The organism is Cupriavidus gilardii (assembly GCF_013314895.1).
GTDB classification, from domain to species: domain Bacteria; phylum Pseudomonadota; class Gammaproteobacteria; order Burkholderiales; family Burkholderiaceae; genus Cupriavidus; species Cupriavidus gilardii_C.
In genome coordinates this window covers 85,004-109,713 of the sequence record NZ_JABTYE010000007.1, presented here as the reverse complement: position 1 = coordinate 109,713, position 24,710 = coordinate 85,004, and the positions used below count along the sequence as shown (strand labels likewise).

The 24,710-nt window shown below is 68.0% G+C and carries 24 protein-coding genes; 10 read left to right on the top strand and 14 right to left on the bottom strand.

The genetic code is table 11. From position 1 onward, the window contains the following. Positions 1-43 precede the first annotated feature (43 nt). The gene (gene eutC / locus HTY53_RS09210; RefSeq protein ID WP_174106187.1) at positions 44-829 is read left to right on the top strand and encodes an ethanolamine ammonia-lyase subunit EutC; all 786 of its coding nucleotides are present in this window, start codon (positions 44-46) and stop codon (positions 827-829) included. On the opposite strand, the gene garD is transcribed toward eutC, so the two are convergent. From garD to HTY53_RS09195, 3 genes are all read right to left on the bottom strand, one after another. Continuing rightward, positions 807-2,369 (bottom strand): galactarate dehydratase, encoded by a 1,563-nt coding sequence (gene garD, locus HTY53_RS09205; protein ID WP_174106290.1) that lies wholly within the window; start codon positions 2,367-2,369, stop codon positions 807-809. The two genes, eutC and garD, sit on opposite strands and share 23 nt — an antisense overlap. Positions 2,370-2,394: 25 nt before the next feature. Further along, positions 2,395-3,354 (bottom strand): Bug family tripartite tricarboxylate transporter substrate binding protein, encoded by a 960-nt coding sequence (locus tag HTY53_RS09200; protein ID WP_174106186.1) that lies wholly within the window; start codon positions 3,352-3,354, stop codon positions 2,395-2,397. Positions 3,355-3,435: 81 nt separating this feature from the next. Further along, the gene (locus HTY53_RS09195) at positions 3,436-4,572 is read right to left on the bottom strand and encodes an L-talarate/galactarate dehydratase (RefSeq protein WP_174106185.1); all 1,137 of its coding nucleotides are present in this window, start codon (positions 4,570-4,572) and stop codon (positions 3,436-3,438) included. A gap of 323 nt (positions 4,573-4,895) precedes the next feature. Between HTY53_RS09195 and HTY53_RS09190 the strand changes: the two genes are divergently transcribed. Further along, the gene (locus HTY53_RS09190; protein ID WP_174106184.1) at positions 4,896-5,906 is read left to right on the top strand and encodes a LacI family DNA-binding transcriptional regulator; all 1,011 of its coding nucleotides are present in this window, start codon (positions 4,896-4,898) and stop codon (positions 5,904-5,906) included. A gap of 1 nt (position 5,907) precedes the next feature. Here HTY53_RS09190 and HTY53_RS09185 read toward each other — a convergent pair whose 3' ends face one another. Then, a complete protein-coding gene (locus tag HTY53_RS09185; protein WP_174106289.1) occupies positions 5,908-6,828 on the bottom strand; it encodes a LysR family transcriptional regulator in 921 nt (306 codons plus the stop codon). Positions 6,829-7,076: 248 nt separating this feature from the next. On the opposite strand from HTY53_RS09185, the gene HTY53_RS09180 reads away from it, so the two are divergent. Then, positions 7,077-8,234, top strand: coding sequence for an acyl-CoA dehydrogenase family protein (locus HTY53_RS09180; RefSeq protein WP_149318473.1), 1,158 nt, complete (start codon positions 7,077-7,079; stop codon positions 8,232-8,234). Positions 8,235-8,262: 28 nt separating this feature from the next. Then, on the top strand, positions 8,263-9,246 hold the full coding sequence (locus tag HTY53_RS09175; protein WP_174106183.1) for a hypothetical protein: 984 nt from the start codon (positions 8,263-8,265) through the stop codon (positions 9,244-9,246). A gap of 49 nt (positions 9,247-9,295) precedes the next feature. Here HTY53_RS09175 and HTY53_RS09170 read toward each other — a convergent pair whose 3' ends face one another. From HTY53_RS09170 to HTY53_RS09160, 3 genes are all read right to left on the bottom strand, one after another. Then, a complete protein-coding gene (locus tag HTY53_RS09170; protein WP_174106182.1) occupies positions 9,296-9,811 on the bottom strand; it encodes a hypothetical protein in 516 nt (171 codons plus the stop codon). 250 nt (positions 9,812-10,061) lie between these two features. Then, positions 10,062-10,433: a PHA-granule associated protein 4 gene (locus HTY53_RS09165; RefSeq protein ID WP_174106181.1), complete on the bottom strand. Its 372-nt coding sequence runs from the start codon at positions 10,431-10,433 to the stop codon at positions 10,062-10,064. A 123-nt stretch (positions 10,434-10,556) separates the two neighbouring features. Next, the gene (locus HTY53_RS09160; RefSeq protein WP_368040953.1) at positions 10,557-11,483 is read right to left on the bottom strand and encodes an NmrA/HSCARG family protein; all 927 of its coding nucleotides are present in this window, start codon (positions 11,481-11,483) and stop codon (positions 10,557-10,559) included. A gap of 176 nt (positions 11,484-11,659) precedes the next feature. Here HTY53_RS09160 and HTY53_RS09155 point away from each other — a divergent pair, with 176 nt between their 5' ends. Further along, the gene (locus tag HTY53_RS09155; RefSeq protein ID WP_174106179.1) at positions 11,660-12,553 is read left to right on the top strand and encodes a LysR family transcriptional regulator; all 894 of its coding nucleotides are present in this window, start codon (positions 11,660-11,662) and stop codon (positions 12,551-12,553) included. Between the two features lie 27 nt (positions 12,554-12,580). Here the strand turns inward: HTY53_RS09155 and HTY53_RS09150 are convergent, their stop codons facing one another. After that, positions 12,581-13,003: a VOC family protein gene (locus HTY53_RS09150; protein ID WP_174106178.1), complete on the bottom strand. Its 423-nt coding sequence runs from the start codon at positions 13,001-13,003 to the stop codon at positions 12,581-12,583. A 139-nt stretch (positions 13,004-13,142) separates the two neighbouring features. Between HTY53_RS09150 and HTY53_RS09145 the strand changes: the two genes are divergently transcribed. The 5 genes from HTY53_RS09145 to HTY53_RS09125 all read left to right on the top strand — a co-directional run bounded on the left by HTY53_RS09145 (position 13,143) and on the right by HTY53_RS09125 (position 17,739). Continuing rightward, on the top strand, positions 13,143-14,036 hold the full coding sequence (locus tag HTY53_RS09145) for a LysR family transcriptional regulator (RefSeq protein ID WP_174106288.1): 894 nt from the start codon (positions 13,143-13,145) through the stop codon (positions 14,034-14,036). Between the two features lie 95 nt (positions 14,037-14,131). Continuing rightward, the gene (locus HTY53_RS09140) at positions 14,132-15,712 is read left to right on the top strand and encodes a DNA-3-methyladenine glycosylase 2 family protein (protein ID WP_174106177.1); all 1,581 of its coding nucleotides are present in this window, start codon (positions 14,132-14,134) and stop codon (positions 15,710-15,712) included. Further along, on the top strand, positions 15,709-16,245 hold the full coding sequence (locus HTY53_RS09135; RefSeq protein ID WP_174106176.1) for a methylated-DNA--[protein]-cysteine S-methyltransferase: 537 nt from the start codon (positions 15,709-15,711) through the stop codon (positions 16,243-16,245). Before HTY53_RS09140 ends, HTY53_RS09135 begins: the two co-directional genes overlap by 4 nt. 64 nt (positions 16,246-16,309) lie before the next feature. Beyond that, positions 16,310-16,867 carry an RNA 2',3'-cyclic phosphodiesterase gene (gene thpR / locus HTY53_RS09130; protein WP_174106175.1) on the top strand — a complete coding sequence of 186 codons (558 nt, stop codon included), beginning with the start codon at positions 16,310-16,312 and terminating at the stop codon, positions 16,865-16,867. A gap of 92 nt (positions 16,868-16,959) precedes the next feature. Further along, positions 16,960-17,739 carry a flagellar brake protein gene (locus tag HTY53_RS09125; RefSeq protein WP_174106174.1) on the top strand — a complete coding sequence of 260 codons (780 nt, stop codon included), beginning with the start codon at positions 16,960-16,962 and terminating at the stop codon, positions 17,737-17,739. A gap of 39 nt (positions 17,740-17,778) precedes the next feature. On the opposite strand, the gene HTY53_RS09120 is transcribed toward HTY53_RS09125, so the two are convergent. From HTY53_RS09120 to HTY53_RS09095, 6 genes are all read right to left on the bottom strand, one after another. Beyond that, positions 17,779-18,012, bottom strand: a complete 234-nt coding sequence (locus HTY53_RS09120; RefSeq protein ID WP_006576881.1) for a hypothetical protein — start codon at positions 18,010-18,012, stop codon at positions 17,779-17,781. A 302-nt stretch (positions 18,013-18,314) separates the two neighbouring features. After that, positions 18,315-19,214, bottom strand: coding sequence for an IclR family transcriptional regulator domain-containing protein (locus HTY53_RS09115; protein ID WP_238511469.1), 900 nt, complete (start codon positions 19,212-19,214; stop codon positions 18,315-18,317). A gap of 114 nt (positions 19,215-19,328) precedes the next feature. Continuing rightward, complete coding sequence (gene hisN / locus HTY53_RS09110) at positions 19,329-20,114, bottom strand: histidinol-phosphatase (RefSeq protein ID WP_174106173.1); 786 nt, start codon at positions 20,112-20,114, stop codon at positions 19,329-19,331. A 99-nt stretch (positions 20,115-20,213) separates the two neighbouring features. After that, positions 20,214-22,175, bottom strand: coding sequence for a sigma-54-dependent Fis family transcriptional regulator (locus HTY53_RS09105; protein WP_174106172.1), 1,962 nt, complete (start codon positions 22,173-22,175; stop codon positions 20,214-20,216). A gap of 252 nt (positions 22,176-22,427) precedes the next feature. Further along, the gene (locus HTY53_RS09100) at positions 22,428-24,005 is read right to left on the bottom strand and encodes a GMC family oxidoreductase (protein ID WP_174106171.1); all 1,578 of its coding nucleotides are present in this window, start codon (positions 24,003-24,005) and stop codon (positions 22,428-22,430) included. Positions 24,006-24,108: 103 nt separating this feature from the next. Continuing rightward, complete coding sequence (locus HTY53_RS09095; RefSeq protein ID WP_217435555.1) at positions 24,109-24,702, bottom strand: gluconate 2-dehydrogenase subunit 3 family protein; 594 nt, start codon at positions 24,700-24,702, stop codon at positions 24,109-24,111. Between the last annotated feature and the right edge of the window lie 8 nt (positions 24,703-24,710).

Here is a 24,710-nt window from a genome sequence, read left to right as displayed (position 1 = left end):
TCATGCCCTTTCAGGCCAAACCAGGCTGATTGAGGAGCGTTCGATGCCTTCGACCCTCGCGCCACCGAATCCGTGGCAACGGCTGCGCCAGTTCACCTCCGCCCGCATCGCGCTCGGACGCGCCGGGCATAGCCAACCCACCGATGCGGTGCTCGCCTTCGGCCTCGCCCATGCGCAGGCGCGCGACGCGGTGCACCAGCCGCTGTCGTGCGAGGCCGTCAAGGCAGCACTGGACCAGGCCGGTTTTGCGAACCTGCCGGTGCATAGCGCCGCGGCGGATCGCGCGCAGTATCTGCGCCGTCCCGATCTCGGCCGCCGTCTCGACGAGGACAGCCGCGAGCGACTGCGCCAGACCGCGGCGGATCCATGCGACGTCGCCTTCGTGATCGCCGATGGGCTGTCGGCGCAGGCAGCGCAGCGCCACGCCGTGCCGGTGCTGCTGGCGGTCCGCGACCGCTTGCGCGACTGGCGGATCGGCCCGGTGGCGATCGCACAGCAATCACGCGTGGCCCTCGGCGACGAGATCGGCGAGCTGCTGCGCGCGCGGCAGGTGGTGATGCTGATCGGCGAGCGCCCCGGCCTCAGTTCGCCCGACAGCCTCGGCATCTATCTGACCTACGACCCGCACCCCGGGCGCACCGACGCGCAGCGCAACTGCATCTCGAACGTGCGGCCCCAGGGGCTGTCGTACCGGCAGGCAGCGGATCGGCTGGCCTGGCTGCTGCGCGGCGCCGTCGCGCTTGGCTGCAGCGGCGTGCGATTGAAGGAGGACAGCGGCGAGCTCGGTCCAGGGGCGGCCGCCGCGCTCAAGTCACCGGCGCCGGATTGAACAGCACAAGGGAGTTCTGCAGCTTCCACTGCTCGGCATACGACTTCCGGCCGCTGGCCACGTCGAGCATCGTGTGGAACAGCTGCCAGCCCACCTCTTCGATGGTGGCTTCGCCAGTCGCGATCTTGCCGGCGTCGATGTCCATCAGGTCGTGCCAGCGGCGCGCGAGGTCGCTGCGCGTGGCGACCTTGATCACCGGGACTTCGGCCAGTCCGTACGGCGTGCCGCGGCCCGTGGTGAACACATGCAGGTTGATGCCGGCCGCCAGTTGCAGCGTGCCGCAGATAAAGTCGCTGGCCGGCGTCGCCGCGTAGAGCAGGCCCTTTTGCGTCGCCTTCTCGCCGGGGGCCACCACGCCGTGGATCGGGCCGGTGCCCGACTTGACGATCGAGCCCATCGCCTTCTCGACGATGTTCGACAGGCCGCCCATCTTGTTGCCCGGCGCAGTGTTGGCGCTGCGGTCGACACTGCCCTTGCGCAGGTAATTGTCGTACCACGCCATCTGCTCGATCATCGCCTGCGCGACCTCGGGCGTTGCCGCGCGCGCGGTCAGCTGGTCGATGCCGTCGCGCACCTCGGTGACCTCGGAGAACATCACGGTGGCGCCGGCGCGCACCAGCAGGTCGGTGGCAAAGCCCACGGCGGGGTTTGCCGTGACGCCCGAGAACGCATCGCTGCCGCCGCACTGCACGCCGACGACCAGTTCCGACGCCGGGCACGTCTCGCGCCGGCGCGCGTTCAGGCGTTGCAGATGACGCTCGGCCGTCTCCAGGATCGAATCGATCATCGAGCCGAAGCCGACATGGCGCTCGTCCTGCAGGCACACCACGTCGGGCGCACCGCCCTCGACCTGCAGCGGGATCGTGCCCGACTCGATCAGCCGCGTCGGCTGCAGCTTCTCGCAGCCCAGGCTGACGATCATCACTTCGCCGCCGAAGTTGGGATTGAGCGCGAGGTTGCGAATCGTGCGGATCGGAATGATGGCATCGGGGGCGTCGATGGCGACGCCGCAGCCATAGCCGTGTTCGAGCGCCACCACATCGTCGACGTTCGGATAGCGCGGCAGCAGCTCGGCCTTGATCCGGCGCACGGCGAAGTCCACCACGCCGGCCACGCACTGCACCGTGGTCGTGATCGCCAGGATGTTGCGCGTGCCGACCGAGCCATCGGCGTTGCGGTAGCCCTGAAAGGTGTAGCCCTCCAGCGGCGGCAGCGCGGGCGGCACGCGGTTGGCGATCGGCAACGCGTCGAGCTCCGGCGCGGAAGGCATCCGCAGCACGCGCTCGTGGATCCAGCTGCCGCGCGGCAGGGCCTTGAGCGTGTAGCCGATGACGACGTTGTAGCGCCGCACCGGCGCGCCCTCGTCGAGATCGACCAGCGCGACCTTGTGGCCCTGCGGCACCTTCTCGACCAGCTGCAGCCCGCACGGGAAGACAGTGCCGGCCGGCAGTCCGCCGTCGTTGGCGACGATGGCGACGTTGTCCGCGTCGTGCATGCGGATATAGAGCGGTTGGCCGGCGCTGCGGCTCGCCGTTTGCATCATGAGCGTTTCTCCTGTGCCGCCGTCAGTCGGCGGTGATCTTTCCGGTTTCGATGACGCGCTTCCATCGGGCCGACTCGGCGGCCTGGAAGCGGGTGAACTGTTCGGGCGTGTTGCCGACGATCTCGAAGCCGACCTCGAGCAGCTTGTTCTTGACCGCGGGGTCGTTCAGGCCGGCGACGATGCCCTTGTGCAGCCGATCGCGAATGTCTGCGGGCAGCCCCTTGGGCGCCGCCACGGCCTGCCAGGAATACACGACCAGGTTCTTGATGCCGGCCTCCTCCATGGTCGGCACCGCCGGCAGCACCGGCGAGCGCTGCGTGCTGGTGATCGCCAGCGCGCGGATCTTGCCGGCCTTGACGTGGGGCATCGCGGTGTTGATGTTCATGAAGGTCGCATCGATCTGGCCGCCGATCAGGTCGTTCAGCGCCGGTGCGCCGCCCTTGTACGGGACATGCGTGCCGCTGGTGCCGGTCTGCTGCCAGAACAGCTCGGCGGTCAGATGGTCGCTGGTGCCGTTGCCCGCCGAGGCGAACGTCAGCTTGCCGGGGTTGGCCTTCAGATAGGCCACCACCTCCTGCAGCGTCTGGAAGCGCGAGTTCGCCGGCACGGCCAGGATGTTGGGGGCTTGCACCGCCACCGAGATGTAGTCGAAATCGCGCCCGGGATCGTACGGCGTGTTCTTGATCAGATGCGGCGCGATGACCAGCGGGCCCAGCGACGACACCAGCAACGTATAGCCGTCCGCCGCCGCGCGCTTGACGAAGCTGGCGCCGATCGCGCCGGCCGCGCCAGGCTTGTTCTCCACGACGAAACTGGCGCCGGTCTGCTCCTGCAGCTTGGCGCCGACGATCCGGGCAATCACGTCGGTCGAACCGCCGGCGGGGAAAGGCACCACCATCGTGACCGGCTTGTCGGGCCAGGCGGCGTGGGCGGACAAGGTGGTGGCAAGGCCGAGGGCCAGCGTGGCGATCAGGCGTTTCATAGGGTCTCCTTGAGGTTTGGTCTTGGCTTGTCGTGCACGGCCGGTCTTGGCGCAGGCCTGTCTCTTGTCGTCGACGGCTGCCTACGGGCGCTCGCCGAATTCCATTTGCGCGCGGGTCCAGGCCCGCGCCTGCCCGCTGATCGATACGCCCAGGCCCGGCCGCGTCGGCACCACGATGCGGCCATCGCGGATCTCCAGCCGCTCGTTGAACAGCGGCTCGAGCCAGTCGAAATGCTCGACCCAGGGCTCGCGCGGATACGCCGCGGCCAAGTGGATATGCAGCTCCATCGCGAAATGCGGGGCCAACATCAGCCCGGCATGCTCGGCCAGCGCGGCGACCTTCAGGAAGGGCGTGATGCCGCCCACGCGCGGCGCGTCGGGCATCAGATAGTCGGCGGCGCGGTGCTGGATCAGGTCCCAATGCTCGGCAGCGCTCGTCAGCATCTCGCCGGTGGCGATCGGCGTATCGAACTGCGCGGCCAGCGCCGCGTGGCCCTCGTGGTCGTAGGCGTCCAGCGGTTCCTCGATCCAGACCAGGTTGAACGGCTCCAGCGTCCGGCACATGCGCTGCGCGGTCGGGCGGTCCCACTGCTGGTTGGCATCGACCATCAGCGGCACGGCGTCGCCAAGGTGCTTGCGCACGGCGCTGACGCGTTCGAGATCGCGTGTGCCGTCCGGCTGGCCGACCTTGAGCTTGATGCCGCCGATGCCGCGCTCGACCGAGGCTGCGGCGTTGATCAGCAGCTGGTCCAGCGGCGTATGCAGGAAGCCGCCCGAGGTGTTGTAGCAGCGCACGGCATCGCGCTGCGCGCCGAGCAGCTTGGCCAGCGACAGGCCCGCGCGGCGCGCCTTCAGATCCCATAGCGCGACGTCGAAGGCGCCGATCGCCTGCGTCGCGATGCCGCTGCGGCCGACCGACGCGCCGGCCCAGCACAGCCTGTCCCACAGCCGCGCGATATCGCTGGGGTCTTCGCCCAGCAGCGTCGGCGCGAGTTCGCAGGCGTGGGCGTACTGCCCCGGACCGCCGGCGCGCTTCGAATAGCTGAAACCCAGGCCCTCGCGCCCGTCCGCAGTGGCGATCTCGGCAAACAGGATCGCGACCTCGGTCATCGGCTTCTGCCGGCCGGTCAGCACCTTGGCGTCGCTGATCGGGGTGGCCAGCGGCAGATAGCAGCTGGACAGGCGGATCCACGCGATGCGGTCGGCGGCAAGGGGCATGGGGAGAGTCTCCGTTTTTATGTGGTCCCGGCCGCGCTCGGCGGCGTGGCTGCGTTTGCGGGCGGCGCGGTATGACAACGTTGTCATTTCAGCGCCAAAGGAAGCCCGTTACAATGTCGGATGCCTTGCGTCGGGCACTTTCGACGCGGCGTGACACGAACGGGCACGTATTGGCGAAATGCTAACGTTGTCATATTGTCGCTGTCAACGCGGTTCGGCACGCAGGCTGCTCATGATTTTCCCTGAGTCTCCTTTGCCAGGCCGCGTGCCCGTCGACCATTACCCGACGCCAATCCCGCAGTTCCGAAACTGAACCTCCAAACGTGGCCACCACCAAAGCGCAGAACAAGTCCGTCACCCTGCATGACGTCGCCCGCCAGGCGGGGGTATCGCTGATTACGGCTTCCCGTGCGCTGAGCAATCCGGGCATGGTGTCGGCCAAGACCATCGCGCGCGTGCAGCAGGCGGCCGAGGCGGTCGGCTATATCCCGAACCTGATCGCGGGAGGCCTGAAGTCGCGGCGCAGCCTGATGGTGGCCGCGGTCGTGCCCGACATCGGCGTGACGCAGTTCCTGCCGACGATCAAGGCGTTGACCGAGACGCTCGAGGCCGCCGGCTATCACCTGATCCTCGGTCAGAGCAGCTACGACGATTCGCGTGAAGAGGCGCTGCTCAACGCGATGATCGGACGGCGCCCGGACGGCATCGTGGTCACCGGGCTGATCCAGTCCGAGGCGGCGCGCGAGCGCCTGCGGCAGTCCGGCATTCCGGTGGTGGAGACGTGGGAACTCAGCGACCGGCCGGTCGACATGGCGGTCGGCTTCTCGCACATCAAGGTCGGCAGCGCAGTGGCCGGCTATTTCCTTGCCAAGGGCTGGCAGCGCGTGGGCATCGCCACCGGCGATGACCGCCGGGCGCGGATCCGCTCGGAGGCCTTCGTGTCGACTTTCGGCCGGGCGGTGCCGACCGCTGTCGTGCCGGCGCCCAGCAATCTTCCGTTGGGACGGCGCGCATTGGCCGAGCTGCTGGAGAAGGAACCGCGGCTGCAGGCGATCTGCTGCAGTTCGGATCAGCTGGCGCAGGGCGTGCTGGTCGAAGCGCAGGCGCGCGGGCTGCGTGTGCCCGAGGATCTGGCGGTCTGCGGCTTCGGCGATGCGGAGGCGTCCGCGCATATGGCGCCGTCGCTGACCACGGTCCAGGTCGATGCCGCCCATATCGGCGAGATCGCGGCGCGGCTGATCCTGGACAAGTGCAAGGGCTTGCCGGTGGAGCCGCGCATCGTCGATGTCGGCTTTCGCGTGATCGAGCGCGCGTCGACGGGCGGGCCGAACTGAGTTACGCCATCACGGCCAGACGCGGCCAGATGGCCTGCAATTCCCCCTTCAGGAACGTCAGCAGGCAGCGCGTGGCCATGGTCTGGTAGCGGTTCGGCAAGGTCAGCATAAACAGCCGGCTGCCGAACACGCTGATGCGGTAGTCGCGCAATACCGGACTCAACAGGCCGGCGGCGAGCTCCCGTCCGATCGCGTAGAGCGGAAAGATGCCGATGCCGAGGTCGCCCAGCACGGCCTCCTTCAGGAAGGCAAAGTTCTCGGAGCTCAGCGTCGGTTCCAGCGCGACCTGCTCGCGTTCGTCCTCGCCGGCGCGTGTGCCGAAGGCCTTCAGCTTCTGCCCCACCGGCGACGCGCAGACGATTGCATGGCGCTGCAGGTCCGCGAGCGATTGCGGGGCGCGATGCGCGGCCAGATAGGCCGGCGAAGCGCACACCACCCAGTCGACCACGCCGATTTCGGTGGCCACCACCGAATCGGGCGGCGTCGAGATGATCCGCAGCGCGACCTCGACGTCCTCCGAGACCAGGTTGTGGATGCGGTTGTCGAACACCACATCGAGCGTGATGTCCGGATAGCGGTGCTTGAACTGCACCAGCAGCGGCGACAGCAGCGCGTGGCCGAGCCCGGTCGGCACCGACAGCCGCACATGGCCCTGCAGCGTCTTGCCCATATTGCTGATCAGCGCGTCGGCGGCGGCGACCTCGGCCAGGATGTTGCGGCCATGTTCGTAGAGGCCGGCGCCGACCGGGGTCGGCTCGACATGCCGCGTGGTCCGGCGCAACAGTTGCACGCCCAGCTCCTCTTCCAGCGCCTTGAGCCGGTAGCTGACATTGGCCCGCGTCATCTTCAGCTTGCGTGCGGCGGCGGACAGGTTGCCGGCGTCGACGATATCGACGAACAGGCGCAGGGCGTTCAGGTCCATCATGGCGAAATGGGCGGGAAAGGCTCGGACGAGGCGCCGGGAAGGCGGTGGTGTCGGCGGATTGTCAAATATGGCTGCCCATTCTGTCCAAGCTGGCGTGGATTGTCAAAATTCGGCGGCGGCGTACCATGACGCCAATCCGCCCGCATTGCAGAGTCGGCCGGTCCCTGCCCAGGGCCGCTGCCGGCCAGGGCTGCCACCCTTCCTTCACGCATTCACCGCATTACCGCATTCCCACGGAGATCGCCATGACCCTGGACACCGAATCGTTTTCGCTGCTGCGCGCCTCGGTGCAGCGTTTCATCGAAGAGCGCCTGAAGCCCGCCGAGGACATCCTCGAGGAAACCGACGACGTGCCGGCCGACATCGTGGCCGACATGAAGGAGATGGGCCTGTTCGGCATCTCGATTCCGGAAAATTACGGCGGCATCGGTCTGTCGATGTCGCAGGAGTGCGATGTCGTCTACGACCTCGGCCATACCGCGCTGGCCTTCCGCTCGGTGTTCGGCACCAACGTCGGCATCGGCTCGCAGGGCATCCTGATGGATGGCACCGAGGAGCAGAAGCAGAACTATCTGCCGCGCATCGCCAGCGGCGAGCTGATCATCTCGTTCGCGCTGACCGAGCCGAACGCGGGCTCGGACGCGGCCTCGCTGCAGACCAAGGCCGAACTGGACGGCGATCACTATGTGATCAACGGCACCAAGCGCTTCATCACCAATGCGCCGCGCGCGGGCGCCTTCACGTTGATGGCGCGCACCGGCGGGCCGGGCGCGTCCGGCATTTCGGCCTTTATCGTGCCGGCCGATACGCCGGGGATCTCGCTGGGCAAGCCGGACAAGAAGATGGGCCAGCGCGGCACCAAGACCTGCGACGTGGTGCTCGAGAACGTGCGCGTGCCGGCTGCCAACATCATCGGCGGTGTGCCGGGCGTGGGTTTCAAGACCGCGATGAAGGTGCTCGACCGCGGCCGCCTGCATATCTCGGCGCTGGCCTGCGGCATGGCGCACCGCCTGCTGACCGATGCGGTGGCCTACGCCAAGGACCGCAAGCAGTTCGGCCGCCCGATCGGCGAATTCCAGCTGATCCAGGGCATGCTGGCCGACAGCCAGGCCGAACTCTACGCCGGCCTGTCGATGGTGCGCGATTGCGCGCAGCGCTACGACGCCAAGGAGCCGGGCAAGAGCGATCCCGAAGTCAGCATGCTGGCCTCGTGCGTCAAGATGTTCTGTACCGAGATGGTCGGCCGCGTCGCCGATCGCGCGGTGCAGATCCACGGCGGCGCCGGCTATATCGCCGAGTACAAGGCCGAACGCTTCTATCGCGACGTTCGCCTGCTGCGCCTGTACGAAGGCACCACGCAGATTCAGCAGATGATCATCGCCAAGCAGCTGCTGCGCGATTGAGGCGGTGTCGGGCGCGGAGGGTTCGAGCATGAAACAGCTTCAACGCGTCCGCCTTGCCGGCACGGCAGCCGGGGTCGCACACCCGGGTGCCGGCGCGCGCGGCTGGGCTCCGCATTTCGGATTGACGACGGACGAGCCGGCTCGTCCGCCATGCTTTCCCATCATCGCCGCATTGCGCGAGGCCTGCCCCGCGCCGCCGACTGCGCCGCTCGACGTGGGCGCGCTCGCGCTCCGCGCCGCGGCCATTCTGCGCCGGCGCGATCCGATCGTATCGGTCCAGGCGGCGGACCTCGGCGACATCGACGGCGTGTTGTACCGGACCGGCACCGGAGGCTGGTCGCTGCTGCACCAGGCCACGCTCGATCCGTGCGAGACGCGCTTCGTGCAGGCGTGGCTGCTGGCCTGCTACGCCATGGGGGAGCAGGCCGATACCGATGCCTTCGAATGCCGACGAGACAGTCTGTATTCGCTGGCCGATGACGACAGCCCGGCGGCGCTGGCCTACAGCTTCGCGGCCCGCCTGACGATGCCGGCGGCGGCCTGCGCTCTTGGCCTGACTCGCCATGTCGATGGCGACGTGCTGATCGCCTTCGCGGACCAACTGCAGGTTCCGCTGCTGCATGCCGCCCGGCGATGGCTGGCGCGTACCGCGCAGAAGGCCGTGCTGGTACTCGACGACGGCGGGACGGTGCGCGCCAGCTGGCTCAGTGAAACGGCGTGTTCCGCGGGCTGGCGGATCGATGCGGCAGCGGTTCCGGCCAGAGAGGGGCAGTGCGCGGTCGGATCGTCGAGCGATGTCATGCAGGCTGCCGTGGTACACGAACGCCGCGTGGCGATGTCGGACTGGTTTGCGCGGGCGCCGGCCGGCGGCCAGCTGATCGAAGCGTCGTTGGGAACGGTCGGTAGCGGACGGTGTCGATTCGGCCTGACCCTGTTGCAGTTGCCGCGCGATGCGGTCTGCCCGCAACCGCGTGCGATATGGCCGCAATATCGGGCCAGTGCCGGCGCGTAACGCGCAGACGCCCGTAGCTCGGCAACGCAGCGGATCACGGATCAGCGGATCAGCGCACCAGTACCCTGCGGTCCGAGGCGCCTCGGGTCACGCTGCTGCGGGCCGCCCCATTGCGCGGCGCCAGCCGCTCCAGCTGGCGTTGCATCCGGGTCAGATAGCTGATCATCATGCCGCGCTCTTCGAGGCTCAGCGGCGACACCCACACCGACTGCAGCGCCTTGATCGCCTGACCCAGCTTGTCCATGCGCTGGCTGGCGCTCGAGCGGATCACCGGAATCGGCCCGGCCGCATGGTGGCTCGGCTGCGCTTCCAGCCATCCCTGGTCCGACAGGCTGCGGACCATCGCCTCGAATTCTTCGGCCTGGAGCCACGGCAATGCACAAGCCGCCGTGATGCGATCCGGTTCGGCGTGCTGCCGGTGGGCCAGGTGTTGCAGCAGATGCCATTCCGTCGTCGATATGCCGGATTGCGACAGAACGTGGTCAAGGGCCGAATGCCAACCGGCCAGATTCTCTTGCAGACAGCGCAGCAGCGGTTCCTTGGCGTCGTACAGGTTGGCTGACATGGTGTCGCGAGTCTCCTGTTGTGTTCTTGCCTGATGTCTTCCGCTCGCTGGACTGGCGTGACGCGTGCGGCCAGCCCTGCCTTGCGATCGGGGGCACCATCGTGCGTTGCCCGGATACCGCCTTCTTTCGGAAATCTGACGAAAGTGTTTGGTGGATGTTCGGGTAAAGCGATGGTTTTGGGAGTTCCCCGCTACTGCGACACGGCGTCGCAGCGGCGCGCCTCACGGGCGCGCGCCTTGCTTGCCGGCCTCACTGCCAGAACGCATCGACCTCGCGCAGCAGATGGCCGGCCAGAATGTAGTCGCCCAGGCGACTGGCGCGCGCTTCCAGCTCATGCAGCTCCTGGTCGGGAATGGCGCCGAGATCGAACAGGCAATAAAGATTGCGCTGACGGAAGGTGGTCTTGGCTTTGGCGAGCCCTTCGACCAGGGCCTCGTGCGAGCGCACGGCGATGCTTTCCTGGCCGCGATACTGGACGCGGATGCCGCGTTTTTCCCCCAGCCGGCCCAGTTCGACGGCGTCCTGCCAACCCGTTTCGTAGTCCAGCTCCAGCGCCAGAACCTCACGGGCGGCCAGCAGACGCAGGGCCTCGTTTTTGCTGCCGGCTCGTGCGATTGACATGCTTACCTCTCGTGGCGATCAGAGACTGTACAAATATACAGTCCTTGGGGGCACCCGGCAAGCGGAAGGTGCCCCCAAATCGGTGCCGCGACGCGACGGGCGGGCGGCCCGACCGATCATCGCTCACGCCGCCTCGCGCCCGCTTCGGGCCATCTCCCGCACGAACGCCTGCATCGACCTCGGCGGACGTCCCAGGATCGCCTGCAGTACCAGCGTATTGGCGCGCAGCCCGTGGGCGGCGTAGTGTTCGTGGATCTTGCGCAGCAGGTCCCATTGCGCCGCGGTGTAGTTCAGCGGCAGCCGCGCCTTCCATCGATCGAAGTCCAGTTCGCCGGCGTCGATCGTGCGCCCCAGCGCGTCGCTCATCATCGCGGCGATCTGCCTGCGCGTGAGCCCGGCCTCGCCGGCCAGTTCGAAGCAGCCATATGCCAGCCGATCGGTAGTCAGCGCCATCGCCGCGACCTCGGCCACATCGCGATAGTCGACGCGGGCCACCGGCACTTCCGCCGGGTAGGGCTCGGCCAGGACGCCGTCGAGCAGCACGCGCACCCATCCCCCCAGCAGGTTCTGATAGAAGTTGGCTGGCTGCAGCACGGTGAATTGCAGGCCCGAATCGAACAGCGCCTGCTCGACCGGAATCTTGCTGGCATGGTTGGCCAGCGATATGTCGGTCGGCTGGATCACCGATGAAAAGACAAAGCGCCGCACGCCGGCCCGTCGCGCCGCATCGACCATGTTGATGCCCAGTTGCGACTCGTCCGGGGCGAATGCCGGCCCGATGTAGAAGACGCCGTCGACGCCGTCGAGCGCGGCGGCCAGCGTCTCCGGGGAGCGCAGGTCGGCGACCGCGACCTCGTCGGCGCCGTTGGCCAGCGCCAGCGCGGAGCGCTGCGCGTCGCGTACCAGTCCGCGTACGGTCACGCCTCTGTCGCGCAACGCCTGCGGCACCAGGCCGGCGAAGCGCCCGGCGGCGCCGACGACCAGCACCCGGCCCGCGGCCGCGCTGTCGGAAGATTGAGGGGAATGCGTAGTTGTGGCGATGGGTGTCACGATGCGGTTCCTCATTCGTGGTGGATGATCCGGACACGATAGAGAATCCCGAATTCGCTGAGAATACGAGCGGCCAATGATTCTCCATTCCACAAACTGAGAGAATGGAGCGCCGATCGATAGCGAACGACAGCGAACGACATCGAACGACATCGAACGACAGCGATGAACAACCCATGGACCGCCTACCCGACATCCTGACCTTCCTCGCCATCGCCGAGCAGGGCAGCCTGAGCAAGGCCGCCCGGCATCTGGGCCGCTCGCTGCAAGCGGTCAGCCGTTCGCTGGCGCTGCTCGAGCGCAGCCTGGGCGTGCAACTGGTGCAGCGAACCACCCGCACGTGCCAGCTGACCGAGGCCGGCGAGGCATTCCGGCAGCGCGTCGCGCCGGCAATGGCCGAACTGAACGAGGCCTGGGATACCGCCTCGAGCCTCAGCGCGTCGGCATCGGGCACGTTGCGGATCAGCGCGCCGGTGCTGTTCGCGCCGGCGTATATCGTGCCGGTGGTCGCGCGCTACATGGAGCGGCACCCGAACGTGGAAGTGGAACTGGTGGTCAGCGACGCCTTCATGGATCTGCGCGCGCAAGGACTGGACCTGGCAGTTCGGATCGGCGAGGTCACCGACGACAACCTGAAGGCGCGTCGCCTGGCGATGCTGCGGCGCGTGGCGTTCTGCTCGCGCCGCTATGTCGCGCGGCACGGCGTGCCGACGCATCCGCGCGAACTGGCCGCGCATCGCTGCGTGGTGCGCAGCGGCGAGGGCAACGACGCACGCTGGCCCTTCCTGGTCGATGGAAAGCTGCGTCGTTTTCCGGTCGCCGGCCGATTGCGGGCAGGCAGCACGGCGGCAGTCAACGAGGCCGTGGCGCTGGGCCTGGGCATCGGCTTCGGACCCCGATGGCAGGTGCAGCCGCTGCTCGATCAGCGGCGCCTTGTCACTGTGCTCGACGACTTCGAGGCCGCGCCGATCCCGGTGCAGGCGGTATGGCCCGCGGCCCGCGCGATTCCGGCCAAGACGCGGGCCTTTATCGATCTGCTGGCGGAGCATCTGGGCGGCTTGTCCTTGTAACGACCGAGGACGCCGCCGCCCAGCGCCCTACTTGGCGAACACCTGGCTCATGTCGCCGAAGGCCTTGAATTCGAGCGCATTGCCGGACGGGTCGAGGAAGAACATCGTCGCCTGTTCGCCCACCTGGCCCTTGAATCGCACGTGCGGCTCGATCACGAACTTGACGTTGGCCGCACGCAGCTTGTCGGCCAGCGCCTCCCATTGCTCCATCGACAGGATTGCGCCGAAATGGCGCACCGGCACGTCGTCGCCATCGACCGCGCTGGTCGAGCGATGCCCGGTTTCTTCGGGCGCCAGGTGCGCCACCACCTGATGGCCGTAGAAATTGAAATCGACCCAGCTGTCGGAACTGCGGCCCTCGGGGCAGCCCAGCAGCTCGCCGTAGAAGCGCCGTGCCTCGGCCAGATCGTGCACGGGGAACGCCAGGTGGAACAGGGGAATGGATGGCATGTGTGGGGCCTTTCTGTTCTGAAGAGGAAGCGCCGGGATCCGGCGTGGTATGGTCCGGAAAATTCTACTCAGCACAAGACGCGATATGAAGCGAATCATTTTTACGCTGAGTATCGAAAACTTCGATGACCGTTGCGCCATGATCCGCTACTTCCGCACCTTCCTCGTCGCCGCCGAGACCGCTTCGTTTTCCGCTGCCGCGGCGCGGCTGTCGCTGACCCAGTCGGCGGTCAGCACGCAGATCCGGCGGCTGGAAGAGGACCTGGGCTGCGCGCTGTTCGATCGCACCGGCAAGTCCGTGACGCTCAGCGAGCAGGGGCGCAAGCTGCTGCCGGAGGCGGTTCGTTTCGTCGAGCTTTACGAGTCGATGAAAGGCCAGGCGCACGCCGCCCCGGCGCTGACACCGATCGACCTGGGTGCGGTATCGACGGTGCAATCGACCCTGTTGCCGAAGGCGATGCAGCGTTTCCGCGCCGATTACCCGAAGACCCACGTCAATATCGTGCCCGGCATGTCGACGCAATTGCTGACCCAGGTCGACGCGCGCGAACTCGAGGTCGCGGTGATGATCAAGCCGCGCCTCGGCATTCCGGCCGAACTCAAATGGATGCCCCTGCTGAGCGAGCCCTTCGTCGCAATCGCGCCGCGCGGCGCGCCCCGCGAGCTCAAGGCGATGCTCGGCGCGCTGCCCTTTATCCGCTACAACCGGCATTCGGCCGGCGGGCATCTGGTCGACCGCTATCTGAAGCGCCATCGGCTGCGCGTCGACGAAGGCATGGAGCTCGACGAGCCCGCGGTGATTCTGCAGATGGTCGAGCAGGGGCTGGGCTGCGCGATCGTGCCGGCCGATCTGCTGCCGCTGGCGCAATGCCCCAACGTGCAGGCGGAGCCGTTGCCGGGACGGCCGATTCATCGCGAGGTCGGCGTGCTCGCGCGGCCTTCGGCGCTGTCGCGCGCGCCCATCGCGGCGCTGATCGAGGCCTTCGTCATCGCGGCGCGCCAGTGGCGGGGGCGGCGGACCAAGGCCCGCTGAAACGACCGCGCCGCCCTGGCGCATGTCCCGATCAGGCCGGACTCGCATGTCCGAATCCGGCTGGTCGTGCCGCCGGAAAGCGGTAGCATGCAGCCATGGAACTCGATCCCGACACCTGCTACCGCGCCGTGGTCTCGCACGACCGCCGCTTCGACGGGCGCTTTTTCGTCGCCGTGTCGTCGACTGGCATCTACTGTCGGCCGGTCTGCGCGGTGCGCACGCCCAAGCGCGAAAACTGCAGTTTCTTCGCCACCGCGGCGGCGGCCGAGAAGCACGGCTATCGGCCCTGTCTGCGCTGCCGGCCCGAGCTGGCGCCCGGCCATGGGATCGCAGACCTGTCGGGCCGGCTCGCGCAGGCGGCGGCAACGCTGATCGACGAGGGCTTTCTGGCCGATGCCGGCGTGCCGGAGCTCGCCGCGCGCATCGGCGTCACCGAGCGGCACCTGCGGCGGCTGTTCACCGCGCAGTTCGGCGTCTCGCTGGTCGACTACGCCCAGACGCAGCGTCTGCTGCTGGCCAAGCGGCTGCTGACCGATACCGCGCTGCCCGTCACCGAGGTGGCGCTCGCGGCCGGCTTTGGCAGCGTTCGGCGCTTCAACGACGTGCTGAAGACCCGCTACGGCCTGGCGCCGACCGCGATGCGCAAGCGCGCCGCCGGCATGCCGGCCGACCGGCTGGTGTTCGAACTCGGCTACCGGCCGCCGCTGGCATGGCCGGCGCTGATGCAGTTTCTGGGCGCCCGCGCGGTGCAAGGCGTCGAGCAGATCTGGCCCGATGCGCAGGGCGGCGAATATGGGCGGACCATCGCCATCGAGGTGGGCGGACGGCTGCACAGCGGCTGGCTACGGCTGGCCCTGGCGCCGCAGCGGCACGTGCTGCGCGTGACGCTGTCCGGTTCGTTGGCGCACGCCATTCCGCAGGTGCTCGGCAAGGTCAGGCGTCTGTGCGATCTGGGTTGCCGGCCCGATGTGGTCGACCGCCATCTGGGCGCGTTGGCGGCCGACATGCCGGGCATGCGCTTGCCGGGAACGGTCGACGGCTTCGAGATCGCGGTGCGCGCGGTGCTCGGCCAGGTGGTCTCGCTCGCTCAGGCCAGGGCCATGCTGCATCGGCTGGTGCAGGCATATGGCGTGCCGCTGGCCGTGCCGATGGACGCGTTGCGCGCCTGTTTTCCAAACGCCGCCACGCTGGCCGCTGTGCCTGTGGCGGAACTCAATGCGCTGGGCGTGCCGATGGCCAAGGCGCGCGCGATCCATGCGATCGCCACGGCCGTTGTCGAGGGCAGGGTGTCGCTGGAGCCGGGCGTGGAGCCAGCGCAGACCGTCGCGGCCCTGTGCGCCATCGACGGGGTGGGCGACTGGACCGCGCAATACATCGCGATGCGGGCGCTGGGCTGGCCCGATGCCTTCCCGGCCAGCGACTATGCGCTGCGCAAGGTGCTCGGCATCGCGCGCAACGGCGAGATGCTGCGTCACGCGGCCCAATGGGCGCCGTGGCGCGCCTACGCGGCGATGCATCTGTGGCGTCAATATCAGGACATGCAGGACCGCCGCGAGCGCGAACGTGCCGCGGCGCGCGCAGTGCCCGTGGACGCTGGCGGACCCACCGGCGAGCAAGCCGTGTCGCCCCGCCCCCGCCGGACGCGCCGCGCTCAACTACAGGAGCAGCCAACATGATTCACTATCGTTCGATGTCCGGCCCGCTCGGTGACGTGCTGCTGCGCGCCGAAAGCGGCTATTTGACCGGCGTGTTCTTCGCCGGCCAGAAATACCATCCGGCCGGTCCGTTCGACACCACGGCCTTTGATGCGCGCGATGCGCGATTGCTGGCGCAGGCGGAGCAAGAACTGACCGAGTACTTCGCAGGCGCGCGGCAGCGTTTCACCGTGCCGCTGCGCCTGGCGGGCAGCGCCTTCCAGCAGCAGGTCTGGCAGGCGCTGTGCGAGATCCCGTTCGGCGAGACCGTCAGCTATGGCCAGCTGGCCCTGGGTCTCGGCCTGCCGCCCGGTCATGCGCGCGCGGTCGGCAGCGCCGTGGGCCGCAATCCGATTTCCGTGATCGTGCCATGCCATCGCGTGCTTGGCGCCAAGGGCGCGCTGACGGGCTATGCCGGCGGTACCGACCGCAAGCAGGCGCTGCTGCGGCTGGAAGGCACGGCGGCGGCGCCGCACCTGCCGCTGTTGCGCGACGCGCTGGCGGCCGCCGCATAACGGCAGCCCGGTAACGGCAGCCACATCGCGCTACCCGCGCCGCACCCATAACGCTCCCGCCGACATGCCACGGCTGTTCGTTGCCCTGGAAACCCCGCGCGCGCTGGCGGACTCGCTGCTGGCGACGCTGCCGCGCGAGCGCGGAATCCGCCCGACGCCGGCCGCGCAGGTTCACCTGACGCTGCGCTTCGTTGGCGAGGTGGATGAGGACCAGGCCGCCGCGATCGACGACGTGCTGGCCACGATCGCCGCTGTTGCGGTCCCGGTGCAAGTCGCCGGCGCCGGCCGCTTCGGCCGGCGCGGCGGCATCCTGTGGGCCGGCGTCGCGCCCGCCGAACCGCTGCTGGCCCTGCATGGCGCGATCGATCTGGCACTGCGCGATGCCGGCATCGAGCCCGAGGCGCGTCCCTTCCATCCGCACTTGACGCTGGCGCGCTGCGCACCGCATGCGCCCGAGCCGCTGCTGCGCGAATGGGTCGCCGCGCAACGGGAATTGTCCTGCCCGCCCTATCTGGCGCAGCGCTTCGTGCTGTTCGAGAGCCGCCTGCAGCGGCAGGGCGCCGAGCATCGCTGCCGGCGGGCCTTTGCCTTGCGCCCGGCGGACCCGGACAACCCCACCTAAGTCGGGCTCAAGTTTTGCGCCGGGGATGCCGATTCTGTACTAGAGTCCCATCGCCCGCATTGTTGGATCCCCGCACCCGCCCGCGTGATTTCATGAGTTCCCACCAGTCCATCGACCAGTCCGAGGCCGCCGTCGCGTCCGAAGCCGCATCCGACGCCGCATCCGATGCCGCATCGGACGAGCAGTACCGCCTGACCCATGCCTCGCAGATCGGCACGGTGCTGCGCGATCTGGCCTGGCAGAAATGCACGCTGAACGTGCGTTCCGGCCGTGGCCGCGAAACCGTTTCCTCGGTGCTGCACGTCGATCCGGGCAGCCGGACCTTCATCTTCGACTGGTGCCGGACCGACGAGGAAGCGCGCGCGGTGCTGGAAGCGGAAGAGAACGCGATCTCGGCTTCGCTGCGTGGCGTGCCGGTGAACTTCACCATCGGCCGGCCCGAGCCCATGCAATATCAGGGCGGCCCTGCGTTCAAGGCTCCGTTCCCGGACAAGCTCTATCACTTCCAGCGGCGCCGGCATTTCCGCGCGCGCACGCTGGTGACCCGGGGCTATGGCTGCGAAGGGCGGCTCGACGACGGTACCGTGGTCAAGCTCGATATTTCGGATCTGTCGCTATCGGGGGTGGGCCTGCGCTCGCGCACGGTCGGCGATACGCAGCTGCCGGTGGGCACGCGCATCGCGCGCGCGCGGCTCGACTTCCGCGAGCTGGGCAAGCTCGATCTGGATCTGCAGGTGGTGGGGCATTGGCTGGTGGGTCGCGACGACAGCGCAATTCACCATTTCGGCTGCGCCTTCGTCAATCCGGATGGGCGGCTGGAAAATACGCTGCAGCGGCTGGTATTCGCGCTGGAATTGGCCCATCGCGGCTAATCGAAAAAGAAGGCGCGGCGGCCGCGTCGCGCTTTGTCTTTATTGCGGCTTGCTCTGCGCCACCATCGTGAGTGCCAGCATCACATCGCCGGACAGACGGCCACCGTTCGAGGGCATGCCGGCGTCTTCCAGGATCGCCCACAAATTCTCGGAGCCGGCTGCAATTCGCTGACGCAGTTCGGCGAGATAGGCCTGTTCGGCGGGCATCAGAGGTCTCTCTGCCATGCGCATATCCGCGACGATTGCGCCAAGCGAGATGTCATCGAAAGTCATATTGGTGTTGCGGTAGTCTCTTTTTTGGCAAGAGTCTTTCAGGTTCGGACTTGTTGGACGGTGATTTTAGCAATGTATATCGCAACGCGATGCATTGAATACCGCGACTTTTTTCCGTCCAATTCCGAGGAGTGATGGCGGCGACGCGCCTCGCGCTTTAAAGCCTCACGATTGTGAGCATTGCGACATGATTGGCTTCAAACAAGCGGCGCAAATACTTGCGCTGCATGTCGATTGTCGTTGTGGCGAGGCGACAGCCGCACGCGGCTTGATTGACGCCGCGCGCGATAGACCCCGAGTCATCACGCCGCAATCAGTCTGCTCATTTCCATTGCCGCCTCGCGCATGCGGGGCAGCATGCGCGCAAGCATCTCCGCTTCGCCGACCTGCGTGGGCCGCACGCTGACGCTGATGCCCGCCACGACCTCGCCCGATTCGGCGTGCACCGGCACCGCGAGCGCGCGCAGGTCGAGCTCCAGTTCTTCGTCGACCACGACATAGCCCAACGCGCGGGCCTGCTCGAAGCAGGCCTCCAGTTCGGTGCGCGAGACCTTGGTCTGCAGCGTGCGCGGGCGCAGCTCGGCACGCTCGAAGTACGCGTCGCGCGCCGGCTCGTCCAGATGCGCCAGCAGCATGCGGCCGATCGACGTGCAGAAGGCCGGCAGGCGGCTGCCCATGCCCAGCGCGTGCGACAGCATGCGGCGCACCTCGCAGCGCGCCAGATACAGGATGTCGGTGTCTTCGAGGATCGCCAGCGCCGAGGTCTCGCCCACCGCGGCGCTGAGCCGGTCCAGGATCGGCTGTGCCTGCGCGACCAGCGCGGTCGACGAGAAGTACGCGTGGCCGAGATGGAGCACACGCGGGCGCAAGGCGAAGCGGCCATCCTCCTGGCTGACGTAGCCGAGCCGCTGCAAGGTATAGAGGCAGCGCCGCACCGAGGCGCGCGACAGCTGCGTGCGCTGTGCGATCTGAGAAATGGTCAGGGGCCGCTTGCGCTCGGAGAAGGCTTCGAGCACGTGCAGGCCCCGGGCCAGCGACAACATGAAATTCGGGTCGCCCGCGTACTGGTCCAGCTGATCGGGACGCGTCGGCGCGGTTCGCAGCGGAGCGGCATCGGCGCGCGCGGCATCGGGCGCAGCAGGAGCAGCAGGGGCAGCAGGGGCGGAAGTCGCGGAAGCGGCGGTGGAACGGGTGGCGTCCATACGGAAAGAGGCCCGGAACACGGGCGGCAGCGATCGTTCGATAATCGCGCATCATAACCGGCGGCGCGGCGCCGAGGGGAAATCCACCGCCGGTGCCGCCGTTCGACGCCCGTGCTATTCGGCCAGCGCTGCCAGGATCTGCGCGTGCAGGCGGCGATCGCCGCAGGCCACCACGCGGCCGCCATGTTGGGGATCGTCGCCGGTCCAGCTCGTGACGATGCCGCCCGCGCCCTCGACGATCGGGATCAGCGCCTGCACGTCGTAGGGCTGCAGACCCGCCTCGACGACCGCATCGACATGGCCCGCGGCGACCATGCAATAGGCGTAGCAGTCGCCGCCATAGCGCAGCAGCCGCGCACGGTCGGCCACGCAGCGGAACGCCTTCCATTCGGGCTCGTCGCCGAACATCTCGGGCGTGGTGCACATCAGCTTGGCTTCGGACAGGCTGGCACAGGGCCGCGTGCGCAGCGGCGTCTTGCCGAGCCAGGCGGCGTCGCAGGTGCCGACGAAACGCTCGCCGGTGAACGGCTGGTCCATCACGCCGAGCACGGGCCGATCGCCGTCGTTCAGCGCGATCAGCGTGCCCCACAGCGGCAGGCCGGTGATGAAGGCGCGCGTGCCGTCGATCGGATCGAGCACCCAGGTCAGCGGCGAGCTGCCCTCGATGCGGTCATGCTCTTCGCCATGAATGCCATGGTCGGGATAGGTGGCCGCGATCAGCTCGCGCATCGCGGTCTCGGCGGCCTGGTCGGCGGCGGTGACCGGGTCGAAGCGCCGGCCGCCCTTGTCCTGCACCTCGGCGTGGGTGCGGAACAGCGGCAGGCTTTTCGCCGCGGCCGCATCGGCCAGGCGGTGGGCGAAGTCCAGATATTCGTTCAGGCGTTCGGCGGGCAGCGGCATGGCGATGGCGTAAGGGGAGGGTGAGAAGGAGGGACCGATGCAGCGATGGTACGTCGGTCCCGCCACGCATGCCAGCCGGCGAGCGTCGTCCGCTGCCGCCTACCGCCGGTTCGGCGCGACGATGCCGAAACGCTCCATCTGCCGATAGACCGTCGCGCGCGAGATGCCGCAGGCCGCGGCCACCTCGGTCACGTTCCAATGGTGCGCCTGCAGCGCGGCAAGCAACTGGCGCGCCTTCGGATCGTCGGGCATCGGCTGGCCGCCCGCGTCGGGCGCGGCCAGCGCACGTAGCGGGCTTGCCGAGCCGGCGTCCGTGACCTCCGGCGGCAGATCGCCGAGGTCGATATGGCCGCCGTCGCTCATCGCCAGCGCGAAGCGCAGCACATTGCGCAGCTGACGCACGTTGCCGGGCCAGTCGTAGACCAGCATCGCGCGCCATGCCTCGCTGGAGAACGTCGCGTCGATCTGCAGCTGGGCCGCCTCCTCGTGGCAGATGCGCTCGATCAGATAGGCCTTGTCCTGCCGCTCGCGCAAGGTCGGCAGATACAGCGTGGCGCCGCACAGCCGGTAATACAGGTCCTCGCGAAAGCGCCCTTCGGCGATCAGCTGCCGCAGGTCGCGGTGCGAGGCCGCGATCACGCGCAGATCGACCGCGACCGGGCGTTGTGCGCCGAGCGGCGTGACCTCGCGCTCCGACAGCACGCGCAGCAGCCGGCTTTGCAGATGCAGCGGCATGTCGCCGATCTCGTCGAGAAACAGCGTGCCGCCGTCGCTCTGCGCGATCAGGCCGCGCATGCCCTTGCCGCGCGCGCCGGTGAACGTGCCCGCGGTATAGCCGAACAGCTCGCTCTCGATCAGCGTCTCGGGAATGGCGGCGCAATTGACTGCGATAAACGCATGCTCGCGCCGGTTGCTGCTCTGATGCAGCGCCTTGGCCAGAACTTCCTTGCCGGTGCCGGTCTCGCCGTGGATCAGCACATTGAGCGGCTTGTTGGCGAGGCGTCTTGCCTGCGTGATCAGCCGCTGCATCTGCGCATCGTCGGCACCGAGCGCGTCGAGCGCGGCGGTGTCGCCCGGCTCGGGCGCCGCCGGCGTGGGGAGCCGTTGCGGCATCACGCGCGGCGCAATCGCGCTGGCGTAGTACACCTCGTCGCCATGCGTGCGCAGCGTGGCGCGATCGGACGACATGCCGGCGCGCGCGATTCGCCACAGGTCGCTCATGCTCTCGCGGAACAGCATCGTCAGCGGGCGTCCGATCACGGTGCCATGGTCGGCCGCGCGCAGCGCGCGGCGGGCGCCGCTGTTGATGCCGCAGACGATGCCGTCGGCATCGAAGGCCACCATGATTTCGCCGCTGACGTCGACCAGCGACCAGGTCGCGCCCAGCCGCAGGATCCAGCGGTCGCGGAAATAGCGCAGGAAATTGGCGTCCTCGATCATCTGCGCATACATCGCCGTCATCTGCAGCGCCAGATGCTGGCTCTCGCGCGGGCCGGGCGAGGTCAGCGCCGACACGTCGAGCACGCCCAGAAAGCCGCCGGTGGGGTCGAACAGCGGCGCGCTGTTGCAGGTCAGGCTGATGTGCGAGACATCGAAGTGATCGGTCTGATGGCAGGTGACCGCATGCTGCTCGACGATGCAGGTGCCCACCGCGCAGGTGCCGGCCTGGCGCTCGCTCCAGTCCGCGCCGAGATAAAGGCCGGAGCTCTTGAGCTCGCGATCCCACTGGTCGTTGCCGATGAAGTCGACCGCGATGCCGTGCGCATCGGTCAGCAGCAGCACGTAGCCGAGCGATGACATGCGCTTGTACAGCTGCTCCATGCCGGTGCGTGCCACGCCCAGGAAGTCCTCGATCTGGTCCTTGTGCTCGCGCAGCCGTCCGGCTTCCACGATATGCGCGGGCATGCGCCGGCCGGGGTCCATGCCGTATTCGTTCACGCAACGGATCCACGAGCGCTCGATCTCGCTTTGCGGCGGCCGGTCGGGATCGGCCTGGCTGGCGAGCATCAGCACCTGCTCGACATGCGCGTGCCGATGCGCGGCTTGCTTGGCACTGATCACAGGGTCTCCTTCGCTACGCCTTGCCGTGAGGACGGGCGACGCTTGTGCGCTGTTGGGTTCGTGGTGTTATCCAATATAGACGGGGCGGCGGGAAAGGACGTGGGCACGGCGTGCGCTCCTGCCCTCTCCCCCGACCCTGGCCCGCACGGGGAGACGGGAGCCTTCTTCGCAGCGAGACGGCGGAAACGCCTCCCCAGGCGCGACGACCTTACACCAGCCCCGCGTCGGACTTCAATCCCGACAAGCCCGGGCTCATACCTCGCCCTTGCGCAGGGCCCCCGCCAGGTATTCGGCCTGGCGGATCGCCAGCGCCACGATGGTCAGCGTCGGGTTGGCGGCAGAGCTCGAGGTGAACTGGCTGCCGTCCGAGATGAACAGGTTCTTGACGTCGTGCGCCTGGCCCCAGCGATTGACCACGCCGTCGCGGGCGTTGGCGCTCATCCGGTTGGTGCCCATATTGTGACTGGCAGGATACGCGGGCATGTCGATGACCCGCGTCGCGCCGACCGCCTCCGACAGCTTGCGGAACTGCTGCAGCCCGTGCGCCGCGATGGCCTCGTCGTTGCGGTGGTAGGTCTTGGTCACGATCGGGATCGGCAGGCCGTACTGGTCCTTCTCGGTGGGATGCAGCGTGATGGTGTTCTGCTCGCGCGCCATGTCCTCGCCGCAGACCCAGATCGCCGTCATGTGGTCGTACTGCTCGAGTGCCGAGGTCACGTCGCGACCCCAGCCGCCGGGCTTCATGAAGGCCGCCGTATAGGGCAGGCCCAGCGCCAGCCCTTCCAGATAGTAGCCGCCATTGAAGCCGCGCTTCGTATTGAGCGCGACCTCGTCGGCCACCACCGCGCCGATATCGAACCCGCGGTACATATAGACCGGCTTGCGGTGGATCGCCACCGCCGCCGCGGTCGCATGGTTCATGTAGTTGCGGCCCACCTGTCCGGATGAGTTCGCCAGCCCGTTGGGGAACAGGCTGGACGCGGAATTCAGCAGCAGCCGCGGCGATTCGATCGAATTGCCGGCGACGCAAACCACACGCGCCTTCTGCAGATGCTTGCGCCCCTTGCTGTCGGCATACAGCACGCCGTTGACCTTGCCGGACTTGTCGTGCTGGATCTGCAGCACCATGCTCTCCGGTCGCAGCTCGACGCGGCCGGTCGCGATGGCCTTGGGAATCTCGGTGTAGAGCGCCGACCATTTCGCGCCGATCTTGCAGCCCTGCATGCAGAAGCCCGCCTGCTGGCACGCGGGGCGGCCGTCGTACGGCGTGGAATTGGACGCTACCGGCCGCACGATCTTGCGATAGCCGATCTTGCGGGCGCCGGCCGCCACCACCTTGTACTGGTTGCTCTCGGGCATCGGCGGCTGGCCGCTGGCCGCGCTGCCGGTCACGCCCATCTTCTTCTCGGCCTTGTCGTAGTAGGGCGCCAGTTCCTCGTAGGTGATCGGCCAGTCCAGCACGTTGGCGCCTTCGACCTGGCCGTAGATCTGCCGCGTGCGGAAGTCGTGCGGCTGGAAGCGCAGCGCGACGCCGGACCAGTGGATGGTCGAGCCGCCGACCGCCTTGACGATCCACGCGGGCAGGTTCGGATAAGTCTTGGTGTGGTGCCAGCCGCCGGCCGAGATCCGCTTGTCGAGCCACGAGATCTTGCGGAACATCGCCCATTCGTCGTTCTCGAAGTCGGCCTGCGTGTAGTGCTTGCCGGCCTCGAGGATCACGATCTTGCCGATGCCCTGCTGCGCCAGTTCGTTGGCCAGCGTGGCGCCGCCCGCGCCGGAGCCGATGATGACGACCGCGTCGCGGTCGTTCAGGTCGATCCGAGTTGCCATGTTTGTCTCCAGTGTTGTATCGGCGCCCTTTATCGCGCCGTCTACCGTGCTCTCTACCGTGCTGTCTGTGCAGCGCTGTGCAGTCCCTGCGATGCGGTGCGGCTCAGATCCAGTCGATGTCGTTGAAACCGCGGTTGGCGTAGCCGCCCTTCTCCCAGGACGAGCCCTCATAGCCGAGCAGCGGCCAGACCGCCTTGTTGTCGTAGAGGCTGGTCACCATCTCGCCGCGTACCTTCTCGAAGAAGGGCGTGGTCTCGATGGCCTTGAGCAGCGCCACGCGGTCGGCCTCGTCCTGCAGCTGGGCATAGGGTTTGCCATGCTTTCGCTGCGCGGCCGCGTCGAGTTCGCGCACGCCTTGCTGCAGCAGCGTGCGCACGGCCTTGTCCTTGGCGGCGGCCCGGTCCAGCGGCGCGATGGCCTGCACGTAGTAGCGGTCGGCGAAGCGGTCGTGCGGAAAGATGTCGCGCGCCATCGCCAGCAGCGTGCGCGCGGTCGGTGTGCCGAGCGCCTTCAGGTCGGTGACCAGCGCCTCGCGGGCCGGCCTGGCCAACGCGCCGGGCGAAACCACGGCGACGCCGATGGCGGCCAGGCCCGTGCCGCGCAGGAACCCGCGCCGGGTCACCGGCTGGGTCTTGGCCACGATGCGCATGCCGGCCGCGGGCGCGGCGGCATCCGCTTGCTGGATGTCGTCTTGCATTTGTCGTC